The 22,337-nt window shown below is 69.4% G+C and carries 19 protein-coding genes; 9 read left to right on the top strand and 10 right to left on the bottom strand.

The features are described from left to right. Positions 1-65 precede the first annotated feature (65 nt). The 8 genes from P3T29_RS10080 to dnaA all read right to left on the bottom strand — a co-directional run bounded on the left by P3T29_RS10080 (position 66) and on the right by dnaA (position 13,039). Entirely contained in the window at positions 66-803 is a 738-nt protein-coding gene (locus P3T29_RS10080) for a DUF3566 domain-containing protein (protein WP_280715972.1), read from the bottom strand. 145 nt (positions 804-948) lie between these two features. Further along, positions 949-3,555, bottom strand: coding sequence for a DNA gyrase subunit A (gene gyrA, locus P3T29_RS10075; RefSeq protein WP_280716073.1), 2,607 nt, complete (start codon positions 3,553-3,555; stop codon positions 949-951). A gap of 116 nt (positions 3,556-3,671) precedes the next feature. Beyond that, complete coding sequence (gyrB, locus tag P3T29_RS10070; RefSeq protein ID WP_280715971.1) at positions 3,672-5,654, bottom strand: DNA topoisomerase (ATP-hydrolyzing) subunit B; 1,983 nt, start codon at positions 5,652-5,654, stop codon at positions 3,672-3,674. Positions 5,655-5,951: 297 nt separating this feature from the next. Further along, positions 5,952-6,482, bottom strand: coding sequence for a DciA family protein (locus P3T29_RS10065; RefSeq protein WP_280716072.1), 531 nt, complete (start codon positions 6,480-6,482; stop codon positions 5,952-5,954). Positions 6,483-6,647: 165 nt separating this feature from the next. Continuing rightward, the gene (recF, locus tag P3T29_RS10060; protein WP_280715970.1) at positions 6,648-7,793 is read right to left on the bottom strand and encodes a DNA replication/repair protein RecF; all 1,146 of its coding nucleotides are present in this window, start codon (positions 7,791-7,793) and stop codon (positions 6,648-6,650) included. A gap of 45 nt (positions 7,794-7,838) precedes the next feature. Continuing rightward, the gene (gene gnd, locus P3T29_RS10055) at positions 7,839-8,714 is read right to left on the bottom strand and encodes a phosphogluconate dehydrogenase (NAD(+)-dependent, decarboxylating) (RefSeq protein WP_280715969.1); all 876 of its coding nucleotides are present in this window, start codon (positions 8,712-8,714) and stop codon (positions 7,839-7,841) included. A 143-nt stretch (positions 8,715-8,857) separates the two neighbouring features. Continuing rightward, entirely contained in the window at positions 8,858-9,988 is a 1,131-nt protein-coding gene (gene dnaN / locus P3T29_RS10050; protein WP_280715968.1) for a DNA polymerase III subunit beta, read from the bottom strand. A 1,089-nt stretch (positions 9,989-11,077) separates the two neighbouring features. Further along, a complete protein-coding gene (gene dnaA, locus P3T29_RS10045; protein WP_280715967.1) occupies positions 11,078-13,039 on the bottom strand; it encodes a chromosomal replication initiator protein DnaA in 1,962 nt (653 codons plus the stop codon). 600 nt (positions 13,040-13,639) lie between these two features. Here dnaA and rpmH point away from each other — a divergent pair. From rpmH to P3T29_RS10000, 9 genes are all read left to right on the top strand, one after another. Continuing rightward, complete coding sequence (gene rpmH, locus P3T29_RS10040) at positions 13,640-13,777, top strand: 50S ribosomal protein L34 (protein WP_280715966.1); 138 nt, start codon at positions 13,640-13,642, stop codon at positions 13,775-13,777. Positions 13,778-13,796: 19 nt separating this feature from the next. Beyond that, the gene (rnpA, locus tag P3T29_RS10035) at positions 13,797-14,225 is read left to right on the top strand and encodes a ribonuclease P protein component (RefSeq protein ID WP_280715965.1); all 429 of its coding nucleotides are present in this window, start codon (positions 13,797-13,799) and stop codon (positions 14,223-14,225) included. Then, entirely contained in the window at positions 14,222-14,536 is a 315-nt protein-coding gene (gene yidD, locus P3T29_RS10030; protein WP_280715964.1) for a membrane protein insertion efficiency factor YidD, read from the top strand. Before rnpA ends, yidD begins: the two co-directional genes overlap by 4 nt. Positions 14,537-14,542: 6 nt before the next feature. Continuing rightward, positions 14,543-15,727 (top strand): membrane protein insertase YidC, encoded by a 1,185-nt coding sequence (gene yidC / locus P3T29_RS10025; RefSeq protein WP_280716071.1) that lies wholly within the window; start codon positions 14,543-14,545, stop codon positions 15,725-15,727. A gap of 109 nt (positions 15,728-15,836) precedes the next feature. After that, positions 15,837-16,334 carry a R3H domain-containing nucleic acid-binding protein gene (locus P3T29_RS10020; RefSeq protein WP_280716070.1) on the top strand — a complete coding sequence of 166 codons (498 nt, stop codon included), beginning with the start codon at positions 15,837-15,839 and terminating at the stop codon, positions 16,332-16,334. 246 nt (positions 16,335-16,580) lie between these two features. Further along, positions 16,581-17,375 (top strand): 16S rRNA (guanine(527)-N(7))-methyltransferase RsmG, encoded by a 795-nt coding sequence (gene rsmG / locus P3T29_RS10015; RefSeq protein WP_280715963.1) that lies wholly within the window; start codon positions 16,581-16,583, stop codon positions 17,373-17,375. Between the two features lie 245 nt (positions 17,376-17,620). Then, positions 17,621-18,607 (top strand): ParA family protein, encoded by a 987-nt coding sequence (locus P3T29_RS10010; protein WP_280715962.1) that lies wholly within the window; start codon positions 17,621-17,623, stop codon positions 18,605-18,607. Beyond that, positions 18,604-19,725, top strand: a complete 1,122-nt coding sequence (locus tag P3T29_RS10005) for a ParB/RepB/Spo0J family partition protein (RefSeq protein WP_280715961.1) — start codon at positions 18,604-18,606, stop codon at positions 19,723-19,725. The genes P3T29_RS10010 and P3T29_RS10005 overlap by 4 nt, the downstream gene beginning before the upstream one ends. Before the next feature lie 166 nt (positions 19,726-19,891). After that, entirely contained in the window at positions 19,892-20,509 is a 618-nt protein-coding gene (locus P3T29_RS10000; protein ID WP_280715960.1) for a GNAT family N-acetyltransferase, read from the top strand. Between the two features lie 192 nt (positions 20,510-20,701). Here P3T29_RS10000 and trxA read toward each other — a convergent pair whose 3' ends face one another. Then, positions 20,702-21,034, bottom strand: a complete 333-nt coding sequence (gene trxA / locus P3T29_RS09995) for a thioredoxin (protein WP_280715959.1) — start codon at positions 21,032-21,034, stop codon at positions 20,702-20,704. Between the two features lie 201 nt (positions 21,035-21,235). Continuing rightward, positions 21,236-22,207, bottom strand: a complete 972-nt coding sequence (trxB, locus tag P3T29_RS09990; RefSeq protein ID WP_280715958.1) for a thioredoxin-disulfide reductase — start codon at positions 22,205-22,207, stop codon at positions 21,236-21,238. Positions 22,208-22,337 lie beyond the last annotated feature (130 nt).

The raw sequence follows: 22,337 nt of genomic DNA, 5'->3' as shown, positions 1-22,337 counted from the left end.
TTTCCCGACGGTCCGTCAGGCAATCGGTGAACCCTGGCTCGCAGCCAAGTCCGAGCTGCGGACTCTCAGTCCTCTTCCGCGAGCGTCAGCTCGATGCCGCCCGTGAATCCGGCGGCCGTGTTGTAGATGAAGGCCGACAGGGTCGCCAGCGCCGTCATCAGGATCACGTCCACCACCGCGATCAGGGTGGTGAAGAGCATCACCGAGCTGAAGCCGATGTAGTCCATTAGGTTCACGCTGCTGGCGCCGTCGGCGGAGCCGGTGACCTCCTTCAGGGTGCTGTTGAGCGAGGTGAAGACACCCAGCCCGTCCAGCGTCATCCAGAGCACCGCAGCCGCGACGATCATGATGATGCCCACCGCGAGGGAGAGCAGGAAGCTCACCTTCATCACCGACCAGGGGTCGGCCCTGGTCACCCGCAGCCGGGCCTTGCGGACCCGGCCCGAGAGTCCGCCGGCCTGCTGGCCGACCGGGCCGCCCGACTGGGCCGGGCCGCCGCGCCGGGCGGCCGGGGCAGCGGGGGCACCCGAGTTGACCCGGGTGCCGCGTGCGGGGGTCGGCTGACCCTTGGCGTACGTCGTCGGCGTCGAGAACCCCGCCGCCGGCGGCTGGGCCGGCGGCTGCGGTGCGCCGCCGTACGTCCCGCCCTGACCCGCCGAGGCCACCGGCGGCATCAGCGAGGTGGACGCGGCCGGGTGCTCGGCCGGAGGCTGCGGCCCGCCGCCGTACGGCATCCCGCTCTGTGCGGCGCCCGGCAGGCCGCCCCCCGCGGCACCTCCCGCAGCACCCGTGGCTCCACTCACCCTGGTCCTCCGCATCAACCCGCCAGGCCGGCGATCCGCCCTGGTCGTTTCAGTCCTCTTCCGGTACCCGGGCCGATTGCCCGGGACCGGTCAGTGGCCGGTACCCGCCCAGCAGGGGGCGGGTACCGGCCACCAAGGCTTGCGGTCAGGCCAGTTCGGCCGAGCCACCCGCCGTGGTACCACCATCGTTCTGCTCGGCCGGGATGTCACCCGAAATCTCGGCCGTAGCCGAATTCTCATGGTCAGTACCCTCAGCCGAAGCCGAGATCTCAAGGGCGGTGCCCTCGTCCTCGGCCAGCTCCTCGTCCTCCGCCTCCGCGTTGCGGGCCATGCCCACGACCGCGTCGCGCTTTCCGAGGTTGATCAGTTGGACGCCCATCGTGTCACGTCCGGTTTCACGAACTCCGGAAACCCTGGTGCGGATCACACCGCCCGAGAGCGTGATGGCCATGATCTCGTCGGTCTCCTCGACCACCAGGGCCCCGACCAGCGATCCGCGACCCTCGACGATCTTGGCCGCCTTGGTGCCGAATCCACCGCGTCCCTGAACACGGTACTCGTCCACCGGAGTGCGCTTGGCATAGCCGCCGTCGGTGGCGGTGAAGACGAACGTCCCCGGCCGCACCACGTTCATCGACAGCAGCTCGTCGCCCTCGCGGAACGACATGCCCTTCACACCCGAGGTGGCCCGGCTCATCGGCCGCAGCGCGTCGTCGGTCGCGGTGAAGCGGATCGACTGTGCCTTGCGGGACACCAGCAGCAGGTCGTCCTCGGCGGAGACCAGCTCGGCGCCGATCAGCTCGTCGTCCTTGCCCTCCTCGTCCTGCCGCAGGTTGATCGCGATCAGGCCGCCGGAGCGCGGGGAGTCGTAGTCCTTCAGCCAGGACTTCTTCACCAGACCGGCCCGGGTCGCCAGCACCAGGTACGGCTTGTCCAGGTAGGTCCGGACGGCCATCACCTGGGTGATGTGCTCCTCCGGCTGGAAGGCCAGCAGGTTGGCCACGTGCTGGCCACGGGCGTCCCGGCCCGCGTCGGGCAGCTCGTAGCCCTTCGCGCGGTAGACCCGGCCCTTGTTGGTGAAGAACAGGATCCAGTTGTGCGTGGTGGTCACGAAGAAGTGGTCGACCAGGTCGTCCTGCTTCAGCTGGGCACCGCGCACGCCCTTGCCGCCGCGCTTCTGCGAGCGGTAGAGGTCGGACCTGGTCCGCTTGACGTAGCCGCCACGGGTGATCGTGACGACGATGTCCTCCTCCGCGATCAGGTCCTCGACGGACATGTCGCCGTCGAAGGGGATCAGCGTGGAGCGCCGCTCGTCGCCGTACTTCTCGACGATCGCGGTCAACTCCTCGGAGATGATCTCGCGCTGGCGCGGCGGCGAGGCCAGGATCGCGGTGTACTCGTTGATCTTGGACTGCAGCTCGTCGTGCTCGCTCTGGATCCGTGCGCTCTCCAGCGCGGCCAGCCGACGCAGCTGCATCTCGAGGATCGCGTTGGCCTGGATCTCGTCGATCCGGAGCAGGTTCATCAGGCCGCTGCGGGCCGCGTCCGCGCTCTCCGAGGCCCGGATCAGCGCGATCACCGCGTCGATCTGGTCCAGCGCCTTGAGCAGCGCGCGCAGGATGTGCGCCCGCTCCTCGGCCTTGCGCAGCCGGAAGGTCGTCCGGCGGACGATGACCTCGACCTGGTGGGCCACCCAGTGCCGGATGAACGCGTCGAGCGACAGCGTGCGCGGCACGCCGTCCACCAGCGCCAGCATGTTGGCACCGAAGTTGGTCTGCAGGTCGGTGTGCTTGTACAGGTTGTTCAGCACGACCTTGGCGACGGCGTCGCGCTTGAGCACCACGACCAGGCGCTGACCCGTCCGGGACGAGGACTCGTCGCGGACGTCGGCGATGCCGGCGACCTTGCCGTCCTTGACCAGGTCGGCGATCTTCAGCGCCAGGTTGTCCGGGTTGACCTGGTACGGCAGCTCGGTGATCACCAGGCACTGCCGGCCCTGGATCTCCTCGACCTCCACCACGGCCCGCATGGTGATCGAGCCACGGCCCGTGCGGTACGCGTCCTCGATGCCACGGCGGCCGACGATCAGCGCACCGGTCGGGAAGTCCGGCGCCTTGATCCGCTCGATCAGGGCCTCGAGCAGCTCCTCGTTGGACGCCTCCGGGTGCTCCAGCGCCCAGAGCGCGCCCGACGCGACCTCGCGCAGGTTGTGCGGCGGGATGTTGGTCGCCATGCCGACCGCGATACCGGTGGCACCGTTGATCAACAGGTTGGGGATCCGGGCCGGGAGGACGGTCGGCTCCTGCGAGCGGCCGTCGTAGTTGGCGGCGAAGTCGACGGTCTCCTCGTCGATGTCCCGCATCATCTCCATGGCGAGCGGCATCATCTTGCACTCGGTGTACCGCATGGCGGCGGCCGGGTCGTTGCCCGGGGAACCGAAGTTGCCGTTGCCGTCCACCAGCGGCATCCGCAGCGACCACGGCTGCGCCAGGCGCACCACGGTGTCGTAGATCGAGGTGTCACCGTGCGGGTGGTAGTTGCCCATCACGTCGCCCACGACGCGGGCGCACTTGTAGTAGCCCTTCTCGGGCCGGTAGCCGCCGTCGTACATCGCGTACAGCACGCGGCGGTGGACGGGCTTCAGGCCGTCGCGGACCTCGGGCAGCGCTCGGCTGACGATCACGCTCATCGCGTAGTCGAGGTAGGAGCGCTGCATCTCGGTCTCGAGCTCGATCGGCTCGACCCGGGACACGAATACGTCGGTGGCGGTACTGTCCGGCTGCTCGCCGTCGGGACGGTTCTCGTCGACCACTGGTGGTCAGTTTCCTTTCACGCGTGACTGGTTACGTTTGAGCGGGACGGGCCCGGTCACACGTCCAGGAAGCGGACGTCCTTGGCGTTGCGCTGGATGAAGGAGCGGCGGGCCTCGACGTCCTCGCCCATCAGCACGGAGAACAGGTCGTCCGCACGGGCCGCGTCCTCCAGGGTGATCTGCTGGAGCAGGCGGTGCGCCTGGTCCATGGTGGTGATCCGGAGCTCCTCGGCGTTCATCTCGCCGAGACCCTTGAAGCGCTGGATCGCGTCGTCCTTGGGCAGCCGGCGACCGGCCGCCGCACCGGCGGCGATCACGGAGTCCTTCTCGCGGTCCGAGTAGACGTAGTCGAACTCGTCCCGGCCCCACTTGATCTTGTACAGCGGCGGCATCGCCAGGTACACGTACCCGGACTCGACCAGCGGGCGCATGAAGCGGAACAGCAGGGTGAGCAGCAGGGTACGGATGTGCTGCCCGTCGACGTCGGCGTCCGCCATCAGAACGATCTTGTGATAGCGGAGCTTGGACTCGTCGTAGTCCTCCTGGATACCGCAGCCGAAGGCCGAGATCAGCGCCTGGACCTCGGTGTTCTGCAGCACCTTGTCGATCCGGGCCTTCTCGACGTTCAGGATCTTGCCGCGGATCGGGAGGATCGCCTGGGTGCGCGGGTCCCGGCCCTGCTTGGCCGAGCCACCGGCGGAGTCACCCTCGACGATGAAGATCTCGCACTCGGCCGGGTCCTTGGACTGGCAGTCGCTCAGCTTGCCGGGCAGCGAGGCGCTCTCCAGCAGGCCCTTACGGCGCGTCAGGTCACGGGCCTTGCGGGCCGCCATCCGGGCGCTGGCCGAGTTGATCGACTTGCGGATGATGTCGGAAGCCTCGTTGGGGTTCCGGTCCAGCCAGTCGTTCAGGTGCTCGTGGACGACCTTCTGGACGAAGGTCTTCGCCTCGGTGTTGCCGAGCTTGTCCTTGGTCTGGCCCTCGAACTGCGGCTCGCCCAGCTTGAGCGAGATGATCGCGGTCAGACCCTCGCGGATGTCCTCGCCGGAGAGGTTCTCGTCCTTCTCGCGGAGCAGCTTCTTCTCGCGCGCGTAGCGGTTGACCAGGCCGGTCAGCGCCGCGCGGAAGCCCTCCTCGTGGGTGCCGCCACCGTGCGTGTGGATGGTGTTGGCGAAGCTGTAGACCCCCTCGGTGTACGAGGAGTTCCACTGCATGGCGATCTCCACCGAGATCGCCTTGGTCTTGTCCTCGGCCTCGAAGTCGATCACCGTGGGGTGGATCATCTCGCCCTTGCGGGAGTTGAGGTGAGCCACGAAGTCGGCGATGCCGCCGTCGTACTTGTACGTGACGGTGAGCGGCTTGCCCTCGTCGTCGACGTGCTCCTCGCGCTCGTCCGTCAGCGAGATGGTCAGGCCCTTGTTCAGGAACGCCATCTCCTGGAAGCGCCGCGAGAGCGTCTCGAAGGAGTAGACCGTGGTCTCGAAGATCTCCGGGTCGGCCCAGAAGGTGACGCTGGTGCCGTTCAGGCCGGTCGCCTCGTGCTGCGCCAGCGGGGCGGTCGGGGCGCCCTGCTTGTACTCCTGGCTCCAGCGGAAGCCGTCCGTGTGGATCTCCACCGCAAGCCGGGTGGACAGCGCGTTCACGACCGAGACACCGACGCCGTGCAGGCCGCCGGAGACGGAGTAGCCGCCGCCGCCGAACTTGCCGCCGGCGTGCAGGACCGTCAGCACGACCTCGACGGCCGGCTTGCCCTGGCTCTCGATCATGCCCACCGGGATACCGCGGCCGTTGTCGACCACCCGCACCGCGCCGTCGGCCAGGATCGTCACGGCGATGGAGTCGGCGTGCCCCGCGAGCGCCTCGTCGACGGAGTTGTCCACGACCTCGTACACCAGGTGGTGCAGGCCGCGCTCGCCCGTCGAACCGATGTACATGCCGGGGCGCTTGCGGACGGCGTCGAGGCCCTCCAGCACCTGGATCGCGCTGGCGTCGTAAGCCTGGCCCGTCGCCGGGTCGGTCGGGACAACGGTGTCGGACATGTCTGGGTTCTGGCTGGAGTTGCCGGAATCGGCCACGAAGCGCCCTCTCTGGCACAGCGCGCGGCCGCACTCCCACCCGCCGGACGGGGGGCCTGCGACCACGGCGTTTCGACTCGGTTGCTGCAAGCAACTGTGTTTGGCTCTTAGTCTACCGGTAGGACTGACAGAGATGGGCGTTTGGCAGCCCCTGAGGGCAGATGTGCCGCCCTGAATCCCCTCTGCACATGTCCCGATACTCGCCAGGGGGGCTTAGCGGCCGCAAAAGGGCCGTCAGGGGTTCCGGAGCTTCCCCCTCCACTAGCCCCAGGTGTCGCCGGGCCCCTTGCTTCCCGGCGCGCGCAGCCGGCCGTAGCTCCGGGCCGGTGCGTCCGGCCCCTGCACCTTGATCACCCGGACCGTGCCGTGGCCCAGCTCGTGATTCAGGCGGGCCACCAACTGGCGTGCCAAAAGCCGGAGTTGGGTCGCCCAGGCGGTGGAGTCGCACTGCACGGTGAGCACCGCCTCGGCCTCGGCGAAGTGCTTCGGCTCACAGTGCGCCGCGATGTCCGGACCGACGATCTGCGACCAACGCCCCATCACCCCGCCCACCGCCGCCGGCGCCTCCCAGCCCCGCTCGGTGATCAACCGGTTCAGCGCCGCCCCCAACGGCACCGGATCACGGCCGTCCGCCCGCGCTCCGCTGCGCAGCCCGTGCCGCTTCGCCTCACGCTTCTCCCGCACCTGCTCGCCCCGCTGCCGCGCCTGCTCCTTCGCCGCACGCAGCGCCACCCTGGCCAGATCCACACCCGACAGCTCCGGGGTCCGCGCATCCGGATCGCTCACGGCGATCTCCTTTCCCCAGGCTGTGGACAGTCCAGTTTACGGCTCGGGGCGGGCACTTCAGGGGCGCGGGACTCTGTTTGATCAACTGCGTGCGCGCGCAACCGTGCACCTTCGTAGAGCCCTCGTCGCACACGCGGTTCATCAAGCAGGGCCCCGCGCCCCCGAGGGCCGTCAAACGAGCCGCGTCACGTCCCCGTCCGCGACCGCGAACCGCGCGCCCGCCAGGGCCTTCGGCACGTCCTCCGGCACCGCCGCCGTCACCAGGACCTGCTCCGCCCCCGCGACCAGCTCCGCCAGCCGGTCCCGCCGCCGGGCGTCGAGCTCGGCGAAGACGTCGTCCAGGATCAGCACCGGCTCACCGCCGTCGGAGCGCAGCAGCTCGTACGAGGCCAGCCGCAGCGCCAGCGCGTACGACCAGGACTCACCGTGGCTCGCGTACCCCTTCGCGGGCAGCGGGCCGAGCCGCAGCCCCAGCTCGTCGCGGTGCGGGCCGACCAGCGTCAGGCCACGGGCGATCTCCTGGGCCCGGACGTCCTCCAGGGCCGCCAGCAGCTGCTGCTCGGCCTCCTCGCGGCTGCCCGGCCGCTCACCCTCGAAGGAGCTGCGGTACTCCAGCACCGTCTCCCCGCCGCCCGGGGCCAGCTGCTCGTACGCCTGCGCCACCAGCGGCTGGAGCGCGGCCACCAGCTGCAGCCGGAAGGCCGTCAGTTCGGCGCCGGCCCGGGCGAGATGGCCGTCCCAGACCTCCAGCGTGGAGAGGTCGGCGCCGCGGCCGCCACCCGCCCGGCGCGCGGCGGCCGCGGTCTTCAGCAGGGCGTTGCGCTGCTTCAGCACCCGCTCGTAGTCCTGCCGGACACCGGCCAGCCGGGGGGTGCGGGCGGTGAGCAGCTCGTCCAGGAAGCGGCGGCGCTCACCCGGGTCGCCCTTGACCAGGCTGAGGTCCTCGGGGGCGAAGAGCACCGTCCGCAGCAGCCCGAGGACATCGCGCGGCCGGACGTTGTCCGAGCGGTTGATCCGGGCCCGGTTGGCCTTGCCGGGGGTGATCTCCAGCTCGACCAGGGTGGTGCGTGCGTCACCGGACGAGCTGGTACGCAGGATGCTGGTGCGGACCACCGCGCGCTCGGCACCGAGCCGGATCAGCGGGGCGTCGGTGGCCACCCGGTGGCTGCCCAGGGTGGCGACGTAGCCGATCGCCTCGACCAGGTTGGTCTTCCCCTGCCCGTTGGGGCCGACGAAGGCCGTCACGCCCGGGTCGAGGGGCACCTCGGCCCGGGCGTAGGAGCGGAAGTCGGCGAGCGACAGATGCGCGACGTGCATGGCTGTGGACTGCGCTCGCCTTCTCCGGTGTGACTACTTCTGTGACTACTTCGACTCGACCGCGTGGCCGCCGAACTGGTTGCGCAGCGCGGCGATCATCTTCATCTGCGGGGAGTCGTCCTGGCGGGACGCGAACCGCGCGAACAGCGAGGCGGTGATGGCCGGCAGCGGGACGGCGTGGTCGATGGCGGCCTCGACCGTCCAGCGGCCCTCGCCGGAGTCGGCGGCCCAGCCCTTGAGCTTGGCGAGGTGCTCGTCGTCGTCCAGGGCGTTGACGGCCAGGTCGAGCAGCCAGGAGCGGATGACCGTGCCCTCCTGCCAGCTGCGGAAGACCTCGCGCACGTCGGTGACCTCGGGGGCCGCCTCCAGCAGCTCCCAGCCCTCGGCGAAGGCCTGCATCATGGCGTACTCGATGCCGTTGTGGACCATCTTCGCGAAGTGGCCGGCGCCGACCGCACCCGCGTGGACGGAACCGAAGGCACCCTCGGGCTTCAGCGCCTCGAAGATCGGCTGGACCAGCGCGACGTGCTCGGCGTCGCCGCCGTACATCAGCGCGTAGCCGTTCTCCAGGCCCCAGACCCCGCCCGAGACACCGCAGTCGACGAAGCCGATGCCCTTGGCGGCGAGCGTCTCGGCGTGCTTGATGTCGTCCGTCCAGCGCGAGTTCCCGCCGTCCACCACCACGTCGCCGGGGGCGAGCAGCTCGGCGAGCTGGTCCACGGTGTCCTGGGTCGGGCCGCCGGCCGGGACCATCACCCAGAGCACGCGGGGGGCCTGCAGCTTGCTGACGAGCTCCTCGAGGCTGTCGGCGTCGGCGAGGTCCGGGTTGCGGTCGTAGCCGATGACGGTGTGACCTGCGCGGCGGATGCGCTCGCGCATGTTGCCGCCCATCTTGCCGAGACCGATGAGGCCGAGCTCCATGACAAGTCCTTCACTGTGGTGACGTTGCCTGACTGCGGCGCCGTTGCCGCGCAGCCCTGAGCCTACGCCGGGGGCGTCACCACTCGGAGCAGCCACAGCCGGGGTGCGGGACCCCGGCTGTGGCTGCCACAAGCCGTCGGGCCTCAGCCGGAGAGGCGGACCGGCATGATCAGGTACTGGTACGCCTCGTCCGCCTCGGCGTCCACCGAGGGCTTGCCGCTGAGCAGGGCGGGCTTGGTCGAGGTGGTGAAGCTGAGCTGGGCGTAGGCCGCGTCGATGGCCTTGAGGCCCTCTTCGAGGTAGCCCGGGTTGAAGGCGATCGAGATGTCGTCACCCTCCAGGTCCGCGTCGATCCGCTCGACGGCCTGGGCGTCGTCGCCCGAACCGGCCTCCAGCGTGAGCACGCCCTGCTCGAAGCTGAGCCGCACCGGGGTGTTCCGCTCGGCGACCAGCGAGACGCGCTTGAGCGCCTCCAGGAAGGGCTGGGTCTGGATCGCCGCGACCGCGTTGAACTCGGTCGGGAAGAGACTGCGGAACTTCGGGAACTCGCCCTCCAGCAGCCGGGTGGTGGTCCGGCGGCCGGCGCCCTCGAAGCCGATCAGGCCCTCACCCGCGCCGCCCGAGGCAAGCGCGATGGAGACCGTGTCGCCGCTGCCCAGGGACTTGGCGATGTCCTGCAGGGTCTTCGCGGGGACCAGCGCGACGGCGGAGATGTCCGACTGCTCGGGCTTCCACATCAGGTCGCGGACGGCGAAGCGGTACCGGTCGGTGGCGGCCAGGGTGATCCGGTCGCCCTCGATCTCGACCCGCACACCGGTGAGCACCGGCAGGGTGTCGTCCCGGCCGGCCGCGACGGCGGCCTGGCTGACGGCGGCGGCGAAGACCTCGCCGGAGACCGTGCCGGTCGCGGTCGGCATCTGCGGGAGGGCCGGGTACTCGTCCACAGGCAGCGTGGGGAGTGTGAATCGCGAACTGCCGCAGACCACGCTGACCCGCATGCCGTCGGTGGAGATCTCCACAGGCCTGTTGGGAAGGTTCCGCGAAATGTCGTTCAGCAGCCGTCCGGGGACCAGGACCGTGCCGGCCTCCTCGACGTCCGCATCCAGCTCGACCCGGGCCGAGACCTCGTAGTCGAACCCGGAGAGGGCCAGGCTGCCCTCCTGCGCCGTCAGCAGCAGGCCGGCCAGCACCGGCACCGGCGGCCGCGCCGGGAGGCTGCGGGCAGCCCAGGCCACCGCCTCCGCGAGGACGTCACGCTCCACCCGGAACTTCACCGGTAACCGCCTCCTGCATCCTGCTGTCGCATCGCTCTTGATCATCTAGTGGTTCGTGGTGGTCTCCCACCGGCACCTGACCGCCGGGCTGTCGCCAGCCTGCTTCCAGTTGCCGAAGGACAGTCTGACCTACTCCACCGACAGACGGGGCAGACGGGCGGTAGCAACCCGAACAGTTGTCGGGATCCGGTTGTCCACAGTTTTCGGCCCACCCCGCTGTTAACCGAGTCCAAGTGTCTATAGGTGTAGTGGTAGTAGTAGGGCCTGTGGATACCGTGGATAACCCCGTTTCCGCAGGTCAGACGCCCTTTTTTGTCCACAGCTCCTGTGGACGGCGGATGTGGACAAGTAGGGCCTACTGTGGACAACTCTGAGTTACCCACAGGGCACTCTGAGTATCCACAGGTTATCCCCAGCTCCGTCCCCAGATCATGGACCGGTTATCCACCGGCCGTCGTCAACGACACGTGACGCCTTTCACACCGGAGGATGAACACTCTCCCAATGTTGTCGAACTGTGGACGCAGCTGTGGAGAACCTGGGGATAACCACCGCTTTCCTGGGGACAAGCGGTGGATAACCCGTTTGGCGGTCTGACGGCCCATCGACTGTCCACAGCCTGTGGATAACGGTTGTGCACAAGTCCACAGGCACCTGACCTGCGTCGGAGAGCGTAGCGGCGGCGGGCCTGTGGAGGAATTCTGGATAACTTGGGGCTCCCCAAGCTGTGGACGGGGAAAAACCACCCGATCCTGTGGATTACTGCCCTGCGGCCCTGACCTGTTCGAATTGGTGGTCAGATGTTCGGCGCGGCAGTCGGCTTGGTGGAGCACCGACTCTGTCGATATGCCCGCCGTCGGCGGCCGCTACACCTCCTTTCTCCGCCCTGCACCCGGCCGGAGGCGGCTGCCGGACGCACCCGGGTCGCTCCGGGTGCAGGACGAGGCGCCGGCGCGGCAGGGGGGCCGACACGGCCCCACGGGGAGGCCCGGGGAGGGCGACGTCCGGGTACGCCGAAGGGGAGCCAGGTGCCCTGACTCCCCTTCAGTACCGCCCGGCCGACGCCCGTCCGGGCACCGGCGTCGGGGCTCAGCTCTTGATGCGGTTGGTCAGCTCGGTGACCTGGTTGTAGATGGACCGACGCTCGGCCATCAGCGAGCGGATCTTGCGGTCCGCGTGCATCACCGTCGTGTGGTCCCGCCCGCCGAACTGGGCGCCGATCTTCGGCAGCGAGAGGTCGGTCAGCTCCCGGCACAGGTACATTGCGATCTGACGAGCCGTCACAAGTACCCGGCTGCGCGAGGATCCGCAGAGATCGTCCACACCAAGCCCGAAGTACGCCGCCGTCTGCTGCATGATGACCTGCGCGGTGATCTCCGGACCGGCGTCCTCGTCGCCGCCCGGGATCAGGTCCTTGAGGACGATCCCGGCCAACTCCAGGTCCACCGGCGCCCGGTTGAGGTTGGCGAAGGCGGTGACCCGGATCAGGGCGCCCTCCAACTCCCGGATGTTGCGGGTGATCCGGGACGCGATGAACTCCAACACGTCGGCAGGAGCGTTGAGTTGCTCCTGGATCGCCTTCTTCCGCAGGATCGCGATCCGGGTTTCCAGCTCCGGCGGGGTGACGTCGGTGATCAGCCCCCACTCGAAGCGGTTGCGGAGCCGGTCCTCCAGCGTGATCAGCTGCTTGGGCGGCCGGTCCGAGGAGAGCACGATCTGCTTGTTGGCGTTGTGCAGGGTGTTGAAGGTGTGGAAGAACTCCTCCTGCGTCGACTCCTTGCTCGCCAGGAACTGGATGTCGTCCACGAGCAGGATGTCCATGTCCCGGTAGCGCTTGCGGAACGCGTCCGCCTTGCCGTCCCGGATCGAGTTGATGAACTCGTTGGTGAACTCCTCCGAGCTCACGTACCGCACCCGGGTACCCGGGTACAGGCTGCGCGAGTAGTGCCCGATGGCGTGCAGCAGGTGGGTCTTGCCGAGCCCGGACTCGCCGTAGATGAAGAGCGGGTTGTACGCCTTGGCCGGTGCCTCGGCGACGGCCACCGCCGCCGCGTGCGCGAATCGGTTGCTCGCGCCGATGACGAAGGTGTCGAACAGGTACTTGGGGTTGAGCCGGGCGGCCGGCTCGTCCTTGCGGGAGCCGCCGGCCGGCGGAGCGCCGGGCGGCGCGGGCACCCCCGGGCTCGGGCTGCGCTCCGGCAGGCCGCCGCCGGTGCGGGCGGGCGGACCGGACTGCGGACGGGTGTCGGGCAGCAGCGAGCCGGGCCCGGACTGACCCGACTGCGGTCGCGGCCCGCCGGCCGGCGGCCGACGGCCGGGACCGGGGCGCGGGCGGTCCGCCGGCGCCCCGTACGCGCCGCCGAACAGCTCGCCCTGCCCGCCGTCCTCCCGGCCGGTGGCCTCGCCTCGGTGCTCGGACTCGGCGCGGCGGTAATCCGGGGAGCGCTGTTCCCAGCTGCGGCCCTGCTCGGCGCCCTGGTCGCTGTCCTGGCCGGACCAGCTGCTGGGCTGTGCGGCACCGTACGGATCGGGCCGCTGGTCGTAGCCGGCCGCGTCGTACCGGCCGCGCTCGTAGCCCTGCTCGGTCGCCTGCTCGGCCGGCTGCTCGTAGGAGCGGCCGTAGTCCCGGGCCGGGTAGTCCTCGGGGGTGGGCCAGCGGCCGGGCTCGGCCGGGCGGACGCCGTAGTCCGGCTCCTCGCGGTACGGCTGCTGGGACCACTCCTCGGCCTGCGGCGCCTCGGCCACCGGCTGCTCGGCCGGGGCCGGCGCGGCGGCGGGCGGTACCGCGTTGGCGTCCACCATCACGGCGATCCGGACCGGGCGGCCGAACTCACGGCTGAGCGTCTCGCTCAGCTGCGGCATCAGCCGGCCCTCCAGGACCTGCTTGGCGAACTCGTTGGGCGCCGCCAACAGCGCCGTGTCGTGCATCATCCACATCGGCTGGGTGCGCCGCACCCACGCCTTGTCCTTGTCACCGACGCTCGTGTCGTTGACCAGCCGCTCGACGACCCGCGCCCAGACGACGACGAGATCGCTGTTGACATCAGCCACTGGTGCACGCTTTCTCGTTCCCCGGAAGGGGGGTGTCAAAGGACTTCGGGTACCGACCCGGATGAGCCTGGTGGACGAGCCGGTTGGACGGCCCGCGTGAGGAACCTGCTGGACGAACCTGAGGGGACCTGCTGGACGGGACCCGCAGGATGAACAAACCCGACAAGTCCTGCAACGGTAGTCAGGGCGCTGGGCTGATTCAAGTTGTTGTCCACAGGCTGTGGGTGAACAGCTCCAAGGCCAGGGTACGGGTGTTCGCACCGGGTGCGGGCCTTGCGGGGACTGGCCTCTATCATGATCGGGAGGGCTCCCGGGCGGCATCGGTGGACTCCCGGCCGTTTGCCGGTTTGACCCCTCGCCCCCGTCCCGCGTACCGTAACCAGGTCGAGTTGTCGATGGCCGCTGCCGCATGTCCGCGGGTCCACCCGCTTCCATAAGGCGCGCAGCACGGGCGCCGTGGATTGTCTCAAACCCCAGCCGACCTGGGGTGTTGGGGCCGGCCGCCTCTCACTGGGAAGCCAGCGGGAGGGGATCACGCGGACGCACGGTGACGGCCAAGCGATTTCCCGTCATCCTTCGATTCACCCCAGGAGCCCCCGAGTGAGCAAGCGCACTTTCCAGCCGAACAACCGTCGTCGCGCGAAGACCCACGGCTTCCGGCTGCGGATGCGTACCCGCGCCGGCCGCGCCATCCTGGCGACTCGCCGTGCCAAGGGCCGCGTCAACATCTCCGCCTGATCCGCGTCAAGGGTCTGCAGTGCTGCCCTCCGAGAATCGGCTGCGGCGGCGCCAGGACTTTGCGACCGCGGTGAAACGCGGTCGCCGAGCCGGTCGGCCCCTTCTGGTCGTCCATCTCAACAGAGATGGCGAGGCCAAGGGGCAGACCGACCGGAAGAGCGACTCCAGCCCGCACGTCGCCGAGGGGCTTCCTTCGGCGCGTGCGGGTTTCGTCGTGAGCAAGGCCGTCGGTCCGGCGGTCGTGCGCAACCTGGTGAAGCGTCGTCTGCGTCACCTGGTCCGAGAGCTTCTGCCCAGGTTGCCCGCAGGTAGCCTGATAGTGGTACGCGCGCTGCCTCCGGCAGGAACGGCCTCGTACCTTGAACTGGAGCACGACCTGGACGCGGCGCTACGGCGGCTGCTCCGGGCTGAGCCGACCGGCAGTGCGCCGACGGGAGCAGGGCGATGAAGTACCTGCTGATGGGGCTGATCAAGCTCTACCAGTGGACCATCAGTCCACTGCTCGGCCCGGTGTGCCGCTACTACCCCTCGTGTTCGCACTACGGGTACGACGCGGTGCGAGTGCACGGCGCGGTTAAGGGCTCCGGCCTGACCGCGTGGCGCATTCTGCGTTGCAACCCGTGGTCACCCGGTGGGGTCGATCATGTTCCGCCGCGCAAGCATCCGGTCTGGCACCGTCGGCTGCGCGATCTGCTGAGCCCGAAGAGCGGGATCGCCGGGCCTGAGCCGGTGTCCAAGCCCGATGTCCAAGGAGTCTGACCGGTGATCATCGGTTTTCTGAGTCCCCTCTACACTGCGGTGTCCTGGATCATTGTCCAGTTCCACTCGCTGTACAGCCACGTCTTCGACCCGAACGGCGGTTGGGCCTGGGGCCTCGCGATCGCCTCCATGGTGGTCGTCATCCGAATCTGCCTGATCCCGCTCTTCGTGAAGCAGATCAAGTCGACCCGGGCCATGCAGGCTATCCAGCCGAAGATGAAGGCCATCCAGGAGCGCTACAAGAACGACAAGCAGCGCCAGTCCGAAGAGATGATGAAGCTCTACAAGGAGGCGGGTACCAACCCCTTCTCGAGCTGCCTTCCGATCCTGGTGCAGATGCCGTTCTTCACGGCTCTCTACGGCGTGCTCTCCTCGGTCGCCAAGGGCCACCCGATCGGCGTGATCAAGGGCGACCTGCTGCACAGCGCCGGTCTGGCGCACATCTTCGGTGCCCCGCTGTCGGCGACGTTCGTGAGCAGCACGCAGACCAACGTGAAGATCGTCACCGCAGTGATGATCATCATGATGTCGGCCTCGCAGTTCATCACCCAGCGCCAGCTGATGACGAAGAACATGGACCTCACGGTCAAGACGCCGTTCATGCAGCAGCAGAAGATGCTGATGTACGTCTTCCCCGTCATGTTCGCCGTCATGGGCATCAACTTCCCGGTCGGTGTGCTCGTCTACTGGCTGACCACCAACATCTGGTCCATGGGCCAGCAGCTGATCGTGATCCACAACAACCCGACGCCCGGCAGTCACGCGTTCCAGGAGCGGCAGGCCCGCCTCAAGAAGGCAGGGCGGCTCAACCCGGACGGTTCCGAGATCAAGATCGGGCTGCTCGCGAAGATCTCCGGCGGTGGCGGCGGCAAGAGCGCCACGGCCACGGCGGCGGAGACGGTCGAGGGGGCCGTTCAGGTCCGTCGTCAGCAGCCGCGCAAGCAGACCAAGGCGCAGCGTCAGCAGGCCGCCGTCCACCCGCACGGCGGTGCCGGCCAGACCAGTCTGACCAAGGCACCGGAGTCGGAGTCGGAGCCGGAGACCGAGTCGGTACCCAAGGACACGGTGCCGAAGAGCGCGCAGCCCAAGGAGCCGGTGGCCAAGGGCACGGCGTCGGCCAAGCCGGGCACGCGGCAGCAGCCGAAGCGTGGCGGGCAGCAGGGCGGCCAGCGGCCGAAGAAGAAGTCCTGACCCGGCTTCTCCTGATCTTCGTTCTCGGCCCCACCCACGGGCCTATCCCTGAAGGAGTCCAGCAGTGACGGAAGGCACCACCTCCGCTCTCGAGGCCGAGCCCGAGACCGTGGCCGGCCCGGGCGCCGATGACAGTCTCGTCTCCCGCCTGGAGCAGGAGGGTGACATCGCGGCCGACTACCTGGAGGGTCTGCTCGACATCGCCGACCTCGACGGTGACATCGACATGGATGTGGAGGGCGACCGCGCTCTGGTCTCCATCGTCAGTGATGGCAACGACCGGTCCCTGCAGCGTCTGGTCGGCCAGGACGGCGAGGTGCTGGAGGCGCTCCAGGAGCTGACCCGGCTGGCCGTGCACCGGGAGACCGGTGAGCGCAGCCGCCTGATGCTGGACATCGCGGGCTTCCGGGCGCGCAAGCGGTCCGAGCTGGCGGAGCTGGGCAGCAAGGCGGCCGAGCAGGCGAAGAGCTCGGGGGAGCAGGTCAAGCTGCGCCCGATGACGCCGTTCGAGCGCAAGGTCGTTCATGACGCGGTGGCGGCGGCCGGTCTGCGCAGTGAGTCGGAGGGCGAGGAGCCCCAGCGCTGCGTGGTCGTACTGCCGGTCTGACACCGGAGGCGGTTCTTTCGGCCGACCCCGTCCGCTTCGCGCGGGCGGGGTCGGCTTTTCATGTCCCGCGTTTCACGTCCCGCGTTTGCGTCGGACAGTCTGTGCCTCACACTCCGTGCCTGATGTGCTGGTGTCACGTGCGGTGTGTCACGGGCTGAGTTTCACGTGCTGTGTTTCACGTGAAACCGGCGCACGTGAAACAGTGGTCGAGTGCGGTGGGCGGAGACGGTGAGCGGAGAAGCTGAGATGGACACGGACGGCGTGGCGACCGAGGGCACCCCGGGAGAGGACGCGGAGGCCGACCGGCCCGGTCTGCCCGAAGCGCCGGCCGTGGCGCGGGAGATCTTCGGGGAGCGCTTCCCGATGGCTCTGCGCTACACGGAGCTGCTGGCGACGGCAGGTGTGCAGCGCGGGTTGATCGGTCCGCGTGAGGTGCCCCGGCTCTGGGGCCGGCACGTGCTCAACTGCGCGGTGCTGGCGGAGCTGCTCCCGGCCAACGCCTCGCTCTGCGACGTCGGCTCGGGAGCCGGGCTGCCCGGCATCCCGGTGGCGATGGCCCGGCCGGACGTCTCCGTGACACTGCTGGAGCCGCTGCTGCGACGGACCACCTTCCTGGAGGAGGTCGTCCGCGAACTCGGGCTCGACAACGTGACCGTGGTCCGCGGGCGGGCGGAGGAGATGATCGGCAAGCTCGCGGTGGACGTCGTGACCGCCCGGGCGGTGGCGCCGATGGAGCGGCTGGCCGGTTGGGGGCTGCCGCTGCTGCGCCCGTACGGGCAGATGCTCGCGCTCAAGGGGGACACCGCCGAGCAGGAGCTGGCCGAGTCGCGCTCCGCGCTGACCAAGCTGGGAGCGGTGAAGTGGTCCGTGATCTCGGTCGGCGAGGGCACCCTGGAGACCTCGACCCGGGTGGTCCGGGTGGAGGCGGGGGAGAGCCCGGGCGGCGTCAAGGCGGCGACCCGGCGGGCCAAGGCCGCTCGCGCGGGCCGGGCGGCCAGGAGCGGTGAGACCGGACGCGTCGCGGGGCGCCGGAGGCGCTGACCCTTGGAGCGTCCGCCAGTAGGGGGCTGGCGTCGGTGGCTGTCGGAGTCCTACCGGCCTTGATCCGGCGGGCCGCGATGGTCGGAGTGTCGCACCGTCAGATTTCCGACATTGCGGGCATGGTGTTTCTTGTGAAACGTCGCTCCCTGCTTTCTGGAAGTTTTGACCAGCGGCTTCGCCGCGGGCTCGGCCGCATCCGGGCGGTGACTGTTGCCGCTCCGGTTTCACGTGAAACACTGACCCCCATGCAGGACTCGGAGACCGTCGACCAGATCGATGACACCCCCATGGAGCGCGCTGCGCAGGCTGCGGTGCGGGCTGTTGGGGTGGCCGGTGAGGCACTGCCCCGGCCGGCCGCAACGCGGGTGATCGTGGTGGCCAACCAGAAGGGCGGGGTGGGGAAGACCACCACCACCGTCAACATGGCGGCCGCGTTGGCCATGCACGGGCTGCGCGTCCTGGTGGTGGACCTCGATCCGCAGGGCAACGCCTCCACCGCCCTCGGCATCGACCACCACGCGGAGGTGCCGTCGATCTACGACGTGCTGGTGGAGGGCAAGCCCCTCGCCGACGTGGTGCAGCCGGTGGTGGACGTCGAGGGGTTGTTCTGCGTCCCCGCGACGATCGACCTGGCGGGCGCCGAGATCGAGTTGGTCTCCATGGTGGCCAGGGAGACCCGGTTGCAGCGGGCGATCACCGCGTACGAGCAGCCCCTCGACTACATCCTGATCGACTGCCCGCCCTCGCTCGGGCTGCTGACGGTCAACGCGCTCGTCGCGGGCCAGGAGGTGTTGATCCCGATCCAGTGCGAGTACTACGCGCTGGAGGGGCTCGGCCAGCTGCTGCGCAACGTCGAGCTGGTCCGGGCGCACCTCAACCAGACGCTGCACGTCTCCACCATCCTGCTCACCATGTTCGACGCCCGTACCCGGTTGGCGGCTCAGGTGGCGGACGAGGTCAGGACGCACTTCTCGGAGGAGGTGCTCGCGACGGCGATCCCGCGTTCGGTGCGGATCTCCGAGGCACCGAGCTACGGGCAGACGGTGCTCACCTACGACCCGGGTTCCACCGGAGCACTCTCCTACCTGGAGGCCGCGCGTGAGCTGGCTCTCCGGGCGGTGGTGGCTCCGGACGCGGCAGTGGGCCACGGCTCGGTGGGGCAGCAGCGGAGCGCGACCGGCGCACCGGATGCCCCGATGGCACAGCACGGCACGATGGAGGACAACCGGTGAGTGGTGGGCGCAGAGGTCTGGGACGCGGGCTGGGAGCACTGATCCCGGCGGCTCCGTCCGCCGCTCCGAGCGGGGCTCCGGGTGGGGCCGTCGTGGCACCGGCCCGGTCGGGCGGGGCACCCGCCGTGGTGGGCGTCGGCGCGGTGTCGCCCGCTGCGTTGCCGCTGCTGCCGACCGACCGTGGCACGGTGGCGGCCAAGGCCGCAGCCGAGAGCGCGCGGGAGCAGTCCGTGCTGCCGGAGCGGAGTGTGCTGGAGGCGGCACTCAGCCCGGTCGAGGGTGCCCGCTTCGCCGAACTGCCGCTGGACTCGATCACGCCGAACCCGCGCCAGCCGCGCGAGGTATTCGACGAGGACAAGCTCGCCGAGCTGGTCGCCTCCATCAAGGAGGTGGGTCTGCTCCAGCCGGTGGTGGTCCGTCAGGTCGGTGCGGACCGTTTCGAGCTGATCATGGGCGAGCGGCGCTGGCGGGCCTCCCGGGAGGCGGGTCTGGAGCTGATCCCCGCCATCGTCCGGGCCACCGACGACGACAAGCTGCTGCTGGACGCGCTGCTGGAGAACCTCCACCGGGCGGAGCTCAATCCGCTCGAGGAGGCGGCCGCGTACGACCAGCTGCTGCGCGACTTCTCCTGCACGCACGACGAGCTGGCCGACCGGATCGGGCGGTCGCGGTCGCACGTCTCCAACACGCTCCGGCTGCTGAGGCTCTCCCCGGCCGTGCAGCGCCGGGTGGCGGCCGGCGTACTGACGGCCGGGCACGCCCGCGCCCTGCTGGGGGTGCCGGACAGCGAGCGGCAGGACCAGCTGGCCCGGCGGATCATCGCGGAAGGGCTCTCGGTGCGGACCACCGAGGAGATCGTCGCGGTGCTGGACCAGGACGACAAGCCGCAGCGCGGGGCCGGCCCGAAGGCGGGCAAGCTGCTCTCGCCGGCCTTCAACGATCTGGCCGGGCGGCTTTCCGACCGCTTCGACACCCGGGTCAAGGTCGAGGTGTCGCAGCGGAACGGGCGGCTCGGCAAGGGCAAGGTGGTCCTGGAGTTCGCCTCGGTCGAGGATCTCAACCGGATTCTGGACAGCCTGGCTCCGGGCGAAGAGGGTCTGCGTCTCTCGCAGAGTTGAGCGGCTCGGCCGAGTGGCTCAGCTGAGCGGTAGCGCTGAGCGGTCGGGGTTGTAGGTGGGTGCATGTCTCACGTGGGTTCCGTTTCACGTGAAACGTGCACCCACTCTGTTTTGGGAGGAAGCTCGGTGGTGTGACGGCCCGTCGGGCTGAGGAGGAGGTGTGGGTGTGGGACGCAGGATCGCTCCGCTGACGTTGGACAACCTGGCGGATCTCCCGACGACCTGCCGGTCCTGTGTGTTCTGGGAGCTCGATCCGGTCAGGGCGAAGACGGCGGTCGAGTCGGGAAAGTCGGAGCTGGAGAAGGAGAGCTGGATCTCGGCGGTGCTGCTGGAGTGGGGTTCCTGCGGCCGGGTCGCCTACGTCGACGAGATCCCGGCTGGCTACGTGCTGTACGCGCCGCCCGCGTACGTGCCGAGGTCCCAGGCGTTCCCGACCAGTCCGGTCTCCTCGGACGCGGTCCAGCTGATGGTCAGCCGGGTGCTGCCCGGGTATCAACGGCAGGGGTTGGGACGGGTGCTGGTCCAGACGGTGGTCAAGGACGTGGTCAGCCGGGGGTTCAAGGCGATCGAGGCCTTCGGCGCGGTCGGGCGGGAGATTCCCAGTTGCGTGCTGCCCGCCGACCACCTGCTGGCGGTGGGCTTCAAGACCGTGCGGCCGCACCACCGGTATCCGAGGCTGAGGCTGGAGGCGCGGACCGCGCTGTCCTGGAAGGGCGACGTGGAGGTCGCGCTCGAGCGTCTGCTCGGCGGGGCGCGCAAGGAGCCGGCGCTCCGGCCGTTCTGAGCCGGCTGTTCCGAGCGGGCCGTCCTGGGCGGGCCGTCCTGAGCGCATCCGAGCCGGGCGTGTCCGAGCTGACGGGATCTGCGCCCGAGACGACGGAGGCGGGCCCCTGGATCACCCAGGGGCCCGCCTCCGTGGCAGTTCTCGTTCCGAACGGTGTGCTCGGCCCGACCCGTGCGCTCAGCTGAGGTCGGCTCAGATGAAGTCGGCGAGCTCGCGCAGCAGCGCGGCCTTCGGACGGGCGCCGGTGATGGTCTTCACCAGCTGGCCGCCCTGGTACACGTTCAGCGTCGGGATGGAGATCACGTTGTACGCGGCAGCGGTCGCCTGGTTGTTGTCGACGTCCAGCTTGGCGATCGTGAGCTTGTCGCCGTGCTCACCGGCGATCTCCTCCAGGATCGGAGCGACCTGGCGGCACGGGCCGCACCAGGTGGCCCAGAAGTCGACCAGGACGGGCTTCTCGCTCTTGAGAACCTCTGCGTCGAAGGTCGCGTCGGTCACGGTGATGGTCGCGGTGTCGCCGGCCACGGGAACTCCTAAAGGTTGCGAACAAGATGGTGCTCGGGCATTGGACTCTCCGTGCTGCACCTGTAGCTGAACAACAACGGAGGCGGGTGTTCTGTTTCGGCCCGGCGCCGCTCTTTCGAGTGCTGTCGCACACAGGTGCTGTGTTTCACGTGAAACACAGCACCTGTGTGCGAGGTGGTGCTGGGCCGGGGGAGTGCTAGGTCAGACGGCGACGGTGACGGCCGCGGCCTGGGCCTCGAGGTCGGCCAGCGAGGCGAGGTAGCGCTCGGCGTCCAGGGCGGCCGAGCAGCCGGTGCCCGAAGCCGTGATCGCCTGGCGGTAGGTGTGGTCGACGACATCGCCGGCACCGAAGACGCCGGGGATGTTGGTCCGGGTGGAGGGGGCCTCGACCTTGAGGTAGCCCTCGGCGTCCAGGTCCAGCTGGCCGGCGAACAGGTCAGTGCGCGGGTCGTGGCCGATCGCGATGAAGAGGCCGGTGACCGCCAGCTCGCGCTTCTCACCGGTGGTGGTGTCGCGCAGGGTGAGACCGGTCAGCTTCGGGTCGCCGTGGATCTCCTCGACCGCACTGTCCCAGGCGAAGCTGATCTTCGGGTCGGCGAAGGCACGCTCCTGCATGGCCTTGGAGGCGCGCAGGCTGTCACGGCGGTGGATGACGGTGACGCTGCGGGCGAAGCGGGAGAGGAAGGTCGCCTCCTCCAGCGCGGTGTCGCCGCCGCCGACCACGGCGATGTCCTGGTCGCGGAAGAAGAAGCCGTCGCAGGTCGCGCACCAGGAGACCCCCCGGCCCGAGAGCACGTCCTCACGCGGCAGGCCGAGCTTGCGGTGCTGGGAGCCGGTGGTGACGATCACGGCGTGGGCCCGGTGCACGGTGCCCTCGGAGTCGGTGACGGTCTTGATGTCGCCCGTCAGGTCGACCGAGACGATGTCGTCCGGGATCAGCTCGGCGCCGAAGCGCTCGGCCTGGGCCCGCATGTTGTCCATCAGCTCGGGGCCCATGATGCCGTCCCGGAAGCCCGGGAAGTTCTCGACCTCGGTGGTGTTCATCAGGGCACCACCGGCGGTGACGGCACCCTCGAACACCAGCGGCTTGAGGGAGGCTCGAGCCGTGTAGAGCGCGGCGGTGTAGCCGGCAGGGCCGGAACCGATGATGATCACGTTACGGACGTCGCTCACTGCATCTCCTGGTTCGCATCGCGACCCGCGCTTCAGCGGGGAGGGCGGTCATGCTCCGCCGCCCGGGACAACGGCTCACCAGTGTCGCTCATTCCCGGGGCCCGGTGCAGCATCGCGCGGGGTATGGGCG

The organism is Kitasatospora sp. MAP5-34 (assembly GCF_029894335.1).
GTDB lineage: Bacteria > Actinomycetota > Actinomycetes > Streptomycetales > Streptomycetaceae > Kitasatospora.
The sequence above is the reverse complement of the archived record's forward strand: the minus strand, read 5'-3'. Positions and strand labels throughout refer to the sequence as shown.